Raw genomic sequence first — 6,107 nt, 5'->3', positions numbered from 1 at the left:
CGCCCTGGCGACCTCATCTTCACACGACCAATTCGTACCTTTTTCGTGCGCATCGCAACCTCTTATCCGGAGGTGTTGCGACGATCGGTTGAATTCACCCAATATGTCAGTGCACGCTACCGGGCAGCGCTGGCCAACTATGGCTTGCTCGGCTCCATGAGCGCGCCAGCCAATCCCTATGACAACGCGCAGGCAGAGAGCTTCATGAAGACGCTCAAGGTCGAAGAGGTCTATCTGGGGGGCTACGAGACCTTTGCCGATGTGGCGGCACGGCTGCCCGTGTTCATCGAGGACGTTTACAACGCCAAGCGCATGCACTCCGCGCTTGACTATCTATCCCCTAACCAGTACGAACAAAATCTCGTCCAGCAGGCGTCTTAATCTCCGATCTGCCTCTGGTCCAGAGCGAGGGGCTCACTCCAAGCCCGCATCATTCTGCATCGCGCAGCACCGCCCAAGAACCTCCTGCGATGCCAACCACGGCGCGGTTCGACGCTATCGCATCAAGCGCGTCAAAAGCACGGGGAGAAGCGCGCAGGCGAGGAGGGGGGGACGACCACGCGCGCTGCGGCCGGACAGGCACCGCTTAGGCCAACGGCTCCAGCGCGACCGGCGGGGCCTGCGCGTCCCTCTCGCCCGAGCCGGCTCGCCTGCGAAATCCGCCACTCCGGCTGGAAATTGGTCTGAACTGTCACTCATTGCCTGGCTGGGACAGCAGATATATCCGCTTTACGGAACATCTAGACCAGCCAGAAGACCGCTCACCCGACCGAATTTCGACCGCCCTCCACCGCTCCTGAAGAGATGCCTTGGCGCCCTCTATAGAAATAAGCGAACCCCGCAGCCACGCCCGCTGGAAACAGCATAAGCAGGTTATGAAAGGGGTTGAGCATAAGCATGCTGATAGCCACTGCCTTGGCAGACGCCTGCCAAGAGTGATGCATTGGCATAGCTATTAAGCAGAGGATGACGAATGGAAAAACCACCGTAACCAAGAGTATAACGCTTGGAATGAAGAGGAGCGATCGGCCAACGAAGTGGGACGTTGCGAAGGCAAAAGCTATTGCTGCCGCACTATTCCATAAGAGGATAGCTATGAGACTGCTGAAGGGCATAAGCATCGAAACAACGAGGCATGCAAGAACCAGCGCAAAGCGTATCCCTAAGTCTTTTAGAGCTCTGACAGCCACTTGAATCTCTAGCCCTTTCCCATCCATCCCCTCACTCCCTTTTGTCCGATTCGGGTCGAAACGAACGCTACGAAATCAAGAAGATGTCAGCCACCCTTCCGGTCCATGTAGGTTATAAAGTTATCGATGTAGTCATCCAAGTTCTCTTCCAACATGGATCGAAATTGTTTAACGAAGTACTCAATCGTTTCCTGTTTCGCGGCCGCCATGTCCTCGCCCGACTTGAAACCGCAAGCGCTCACCCAAGCACTGAAGCGGGACGAAGCATACATGCACGAAGCACTGACCTTTCCGCGTGAAACCTCCGCGAGCTGATCATTCGCCAAGTGAATTACAGCATCTGCGCGATTGTAGAAGTCATTATCGGTATCTATAGTCAAACGATCCCCCTGGTCGACGATAAATCATGCGAGTCCGCCCCAGCATGTAAATCCCCTCTACGTGCCCTTCTTACTTCTCGCCAGAGCAAGTCGTGCCTTAAGCTTAGAGGTCAAGTCATCGAAATAACCCAAGTACCCGGAAATAACTAGCTGCCCATATCCATTAATTACAACGACCAGATGATCCGTACCTCTTCCCGAGGAGACTACCTCGATGGAACTGATCGATGAGTACGGAATACGCTCTGTTCGAAACTCCGTCACTTCAAGAGACGAATCCGTCAACCTTACGCAATACCGATCCATGTAAGCGCACATAGCGACGAATGCGATACCCATCGCGCTTCCTGCCCACCACTGGAACGGCCGCAACTGTACCTTGAAGTACGCCGCCGCAAGCAATCCAGCTATCCCAACCAATGTCAGACCCCACAGGAAGATACGAAGGGCCTTTGGCATGCCATACACATCAGCAGCCCCTCCCTTTCTCCCTGCAAGCTGAAATAGCATCGGGAGTAAGGCTGTAGTTAGCGCAATAAACAATGGCACTAGCGGCGACAGTCTCATTATCACTACCCTCAAAGACTAATGCAGACTCTGCTGAAGTTGCGTCCATTCCCTATTCATTCTTTCGTCCTGTTCTTGGAGATACTCTTGCTGCGAATAAGCAGTTTGAAAGGATCCAGTCACTCCACCCGAGACGAATGCGCTAATGGCTCGCCCCAACCGACCCAATTCATAGCCGGCCGTGCTCGCGATTCCTTTGGCTGCACCCCCTACCGCATCACCTAGACCGCTAGCTAGTCCCGCTACCCACAGGTCATTAGGATGGCTGATGCAACCGTCATTGAGCCCCTGACGTAGTGCTTCACCCTCGACACTCAAAGCTGCCCTAGTCACATAGCCCAGACCTACCCTTGCAGCCGAGCCTTCCAGCAAGCTCACGCCATCTGTCAGGCCAGCAAAAAAGCCAACGCCCGCACCCATCATAATGTCATTGAAAAGCTTATCATCCCTGTCGCCACTGAAGTATCCGCTAGCAGCTCCCCATAGACCTCCGATGACCGCTCCAACGACGGCTTCCGGCAACAAATGGCCGGATGGATCGCGATAATCGATGGGATTACCGCCGACATAGGCGTAGAAATTAAGCTGACCGCCATCAAATCCGAATTGATCTTCACTTATGAAGCGCCCCATGGCCGGACTGTAGTAGCGCGCTCTGTAGTAATACAGATCCGCACCATCCGCTTCGCGCCCAGAGTACTGGTACGGATTGGAAGCGCTACCGGTTGACGTCACGTTACCGTACGGGTCGTACTGATAGCGCTGGATCAATGCGGCACTGCTGTCGGTGAGTCCTACCGTGCTCCCTTGTGCGTCAGCCAAAAAATAGCTTCGCGCTGAGCCTTCATTACGAGCGAAGCGCTCATCCACGCCGAGGCCATTGAGAATGGGATTGACCGTGGAGCCTTGAGTCTCCTGTACTGCGCTCGCCCCGTCATACAGAAAGCTGGTGGTAACGCCACCGATAGTCTTTGCGACGCGCCTTCCCATAGGGTCGTATCGATACTGGGCAACAATCGCTGCGCCCTGTTGGATCTGCACCAACTGATGGCGAGCGTTCCAGACGTACGTGTTCGAACCATCACTGAGGAGGCTGCCGTTCTTGTCATACGCTAGCGGGCGGCCATTCATTTGACTCTGTCGGTTGTTCGCATCAAATTGGCTCGCCGCAGTGGTTGCCGAAGCCTTCTTATTAGAAGCGAAACTGCCCAACTGGCTAATTCTTCGGCCGTTATCATCATAGCCATAGGCGAGATCACCAAGCGTACCGCTAGCATTTTTGTAGCTGAGGCTCACGACCCGGTTTGCCTCGTTGTAACCATATGTCGTAACCACCCCATTGGGCAGTGTCCGTATCCGACGACGGCGCTTCCTGCCGTCGTCAATGCACTGACTCAGTTGTGGGCGAACGGCCAGGCCCGCCTGCGCAACCTGCGCGTCGTCGTCACTCTCCCCCTGAATCCGGAGGTCTGAACATGGGATTCAGTACACGCAACCGAGTCCGTCGAGATAACTTACGGAAGTGCGCGGTCCACTTGCGACCCAAAGCGCCCCCTGGGCTGCGCAGTTACCCCCGCCGCACCCGCGCACCCTTTGGAGACCGATTTCGACGAACTTGTCCACAAGCCGTACGCCGCCAGCCGCAACGTGCCTGTGGTCACCATCACCTAGTTCGTGCGACGCGATTTGACGCAGCGACACGGCAGAAACCAGCGATGCCATTGGAATAGATGGAGGTCGCAAGGGCGCGCTGCCCCGTCGGCCTCAGGCATGAGGGGTGCCGTCAGACTGGATGAATCCGATGCGATCCAGGGCGATCTTCAACGCATCGCTATCCGCCCAGATGTCCGGCGTCAAGGTGAGGAAGGCCATGAGGCGAGCTTTGATGGTCGCGTGGGCCTGCGCGAAGGCTGCCCGCTTCTCGGCATCACTCCCTTCCACCGCGGCCGGGTCCGACAGCCCCCAGTGGGTGCGCACAAAATCACCGAAGAACACGGGGCATGACTCCGATGCCGCGCTGTCGCACACCGTCACCACCAGATCGACCGGCTTTGCCTTATCCCCCGAGAACTCATCCCAGGATTTGCTGCGCAGGCCGGCGGTCGGCATGCCCGCCTCAGCGAGCGTGGCAAGAGCGTAAGGATGGATCCGTCCGGTGGGCTGGCTACCGGCGCTGAAAGCTTCGAATCTTGCGCCACCCCAGGCACGCAGGGTGGCCTCAGCCAGGACACTGCGGGCGGAGTTGCCTGTGCAAACGAATAGAACGCGATGGGCCATGGGCCATCCTCAGGAGATCAGCAACAGGCGTCGCCGGGCGAGCACGCTGTGGCCACTGGGGCGCATTCGGCCTGCGGACTGCCCGCGCAACAGTGGTGGGTCAGATAGGCAATCAGGCCGTTCATGGCGTCGAAGGCGGCGCGGTAGCAAACGAACCGCCCTTGGGATTCCGCCGTGATCAGGCCGGCATGCACGAGCTCTTTTAGATGGAAGGACAAGGTGGCACCGGGCATGCCTAGCTCATCAGCGATGTCACCAGCCATCCGACCCGCAGCACCGGCAACCACCAGCAAGCGGAAGATGGCCAAGCGCTTGGCGTGTCCCAGCGCGGTCAGCGCGACGATTGCATCATTTGTTTCCATAAAACTAGAATAGTCGAAATAAATAATTCCGAGCAAGCCCATGAATGCCGATCTGCCTCACCTCCATGCCGACCTGCTGCCCAGCCCAGACATCCTCCAGCTCCTCGGCGAACAAGGCGCCGGCCACCCGCCCCGCATCCTGATCCTCTACGGCTCTCTGCGCCCCCAATCGTTCTCGCGCAAGCTTGCCCTGGAAGCGGAGCGGATCCTGCGGCACCTGGGCGCCGAAACTCGCGTGTTTGATCCCCGCCAGTTGCCGCTGCTCGACAGCGTGCCGGCCAGCCATCCCGAGGTGCAGCGGTTGCGGGAATGGTCTATTTGGTCGGAGGGTCAGGTATGGGTGAGCCCCGAGCGCCACGGCACGATCACCGGCGTCTTCAAGAATCAGATTGATTGGCTGCCCCTGGAAGACGGCAGCGTGCGCCCGACCCAGGGCCGCACCTTGGCGGTCATGCAGGTCTGCGGCGGCTCTCAGTCCTTCAACGTGGTGAACACCCTGCGGGTGCTCGGCCGATGGATGCGCATGGTGACCATCCCGAACCAATCCTCGGTGGCCAAGGCCTGGCAAGAGTTCGACGAACACGGTCGCATGAAGCCCTCTTCGTTCTATGACCGCGTGGTGGATGTCATGGAAGAACTCATGAAGTTCACCTTGATGGTGCGCGGGCGCAGCGACTACTTGGTCAGCCGTTACAGCGAACGCAAAGGGGATGCGGCCCAGCGCGCCTTGGCCCTGGCCGCCAGTGCGGTGGAGAAGGCTTAACACTTTCTCTTACTGACAACACACCTGGGCACCATGGAATGGGCCAAGCCGGAAGGCCACGATGCGGTGTGCTGCAGCTCAGCCTGGCCGGTCCACATCCGAAGTGCTCCTGCCATGACGGCACGTATTCTCTCGATGAGTTTGAGGTAAGCATTACCCCGAAGGTCTTTTTGCGGCCACAGTACAGCTCACCAAAACTCCAGAATAGTGTTCGGCGTAACGAGCTAGACCACGTCAGGGACCTCGGCAACTGGGCAGGCGGCTCCCGGAGTGGGGCGCAAGACCTTGAGAACTCACTTCGAAACGCGTCCTGGGGAAGCAAGGATGAGTGCGAGGAAGAGGCAAACAGTCTGATGGAAGCATTCCTTCGCGATAGCGTTACCCCCGCTGTGAACGACTCTGCTCGACGCTGGGAGGAAAGGGGCTTGTACAGACTTTTGTGTAAACGGGATCGCTTTAAAGCTGAGGGATGCGGCCTTCGAACTGGATGGTAAAGCGGTTGAGCGCCGCCTTCCAATCATGGATTGGAAGCGTCCATTTTTTACTGATGTTGCGCAGCCCTAAGTAG

Annotated in this window: 6 protein-coding genes; 2 read left to right on the top strand and 4 right to left on the bottom strand. The window is 57.6% G+C overall.

What is annotated here, in order from left to right; translation table 11 throughout:
• A partial coding sequence (locus AB4083_RS22770; RefSeq protein WP_441610785.1) for a transposase occupies positions 1–381 on the top strand: 381 nt, incomplete at its 5' end.
• Between the two features lie 895 nt (positions 382–1,276).
• Here AB4083_RS22770 and AB4083_RS22765 read toward each other — a convergent pair.
• The 4 genes from AB4083_RS22765 to AB4083_RS22750 all read right to left on the bottom strand — a co-directional run bounded on the left by AB4083_RS22765 (position 1,277) and on the right by AB4083_RS22750 (position 4,776).
• Positions 1,277–1,570, bottom strand: a complete 294-nt coding sequence (locus AB4083_RS22765) for a DUF3144 domain-containing protein (protein ID WP_441610784.1) — start codon at positions 1,568–1,570, stop codon at positions 1,277–1,279.
• A gap of 585 nt (positions 1,571–2,155) precedes the next feature.
• Positions 2,156–3,433 carry an RHS repeat-associated core domain-containing protein gene (locus tag AB4083_RS22760; RefSeq protein WP_441610783.1) on the bottom strand — a complete coding sequence of 426 codons (1,278 nt, stop codon included), beginning with the start codon at positions 3,431–3,433 and terminating at the stop codon, positions 2,156–2,158.
• Positions 3,434–3,901: 468 nt separating this feature from the next.
• Positions 3,902–4,414 carry an arsenate reductase ArsC gene (locus AB4083_RS22755; protein ID WP_441610782.1) on the bottom strand — a complete coding sequence of 171 codons (513 nt, stop codon included), beginning with the start codon at positions 4,412–4,414 and terminating at the stop codon, positions 3,902–3,904.
• Positions 4,415–4,431: 17 nt separating this feature from the next.
• Complete coding sequence (locus AB4083_RS22750) at positions 4,432–4,776, bottom strand: ArsR/SmtB family transcription factor (RefSeq protein WP_441610786.1); 345 nt, start codon at positions 4,774–4,776, stop codon at positions 4,432–4,434.
• Positions 4,777–4,816: 40 nt separating this feature from the next.
• Here AB4083_RS22750 and arsH point away from each other — a divergent pair, with 40 nt between their 5' ends.
• On the top strand, positions 4,817–5,539 hold the full coding sequence (arsH, locus tag AB4083_RS22745; RefSeq protein ID WP_441610781.1) for an arsenical resistance protein ArsH: 723 nt from the start codon (positions 4,817–4,819) through the stop codon (positions 5,537–5,539).
• Positions 5,540–6,107: the final 568 nt, after the last annotated feature.

Source organism: Dyella sp. 2RAB6, from assembly GCF_052115385.1.
GTDB lineage: Bacteria > Pseudomonadota > Gammaproteobacteria > Xanthomonadales > Rhodanobacteraceae > Dyella_D.
The sequence above is the reverse complement of the archived record's forward strand: the minus strand, read 5'-3'. Positions and strand labels throughout refer to the sequence as shown.

Excerpts from the sequence above, each read along its gene's own strand:
- AB4083_RS22755 (WP_441610782.1), bottom strand. The coding sequence starts at position 4,414 with ATGGCCCATCGCGTTCTATTCGTTTGCACAGGCAACTCCGCCCGCAGT.
- AB4083_RS22750 (WP_441610786.1), bottom strand. The coding sequence starts at position 4,776 with ATGGAAACAAATGATGCAATCGTCGCGCTGACCGCGCTGGGACACGCC.
- arsH (WP_441610781.1), top strand. The coding sequence starts at position 4,817 with ATGAATGCCGATCTGCCTCACCTCCATGCCGACCTGCTGCCCAGCCCA.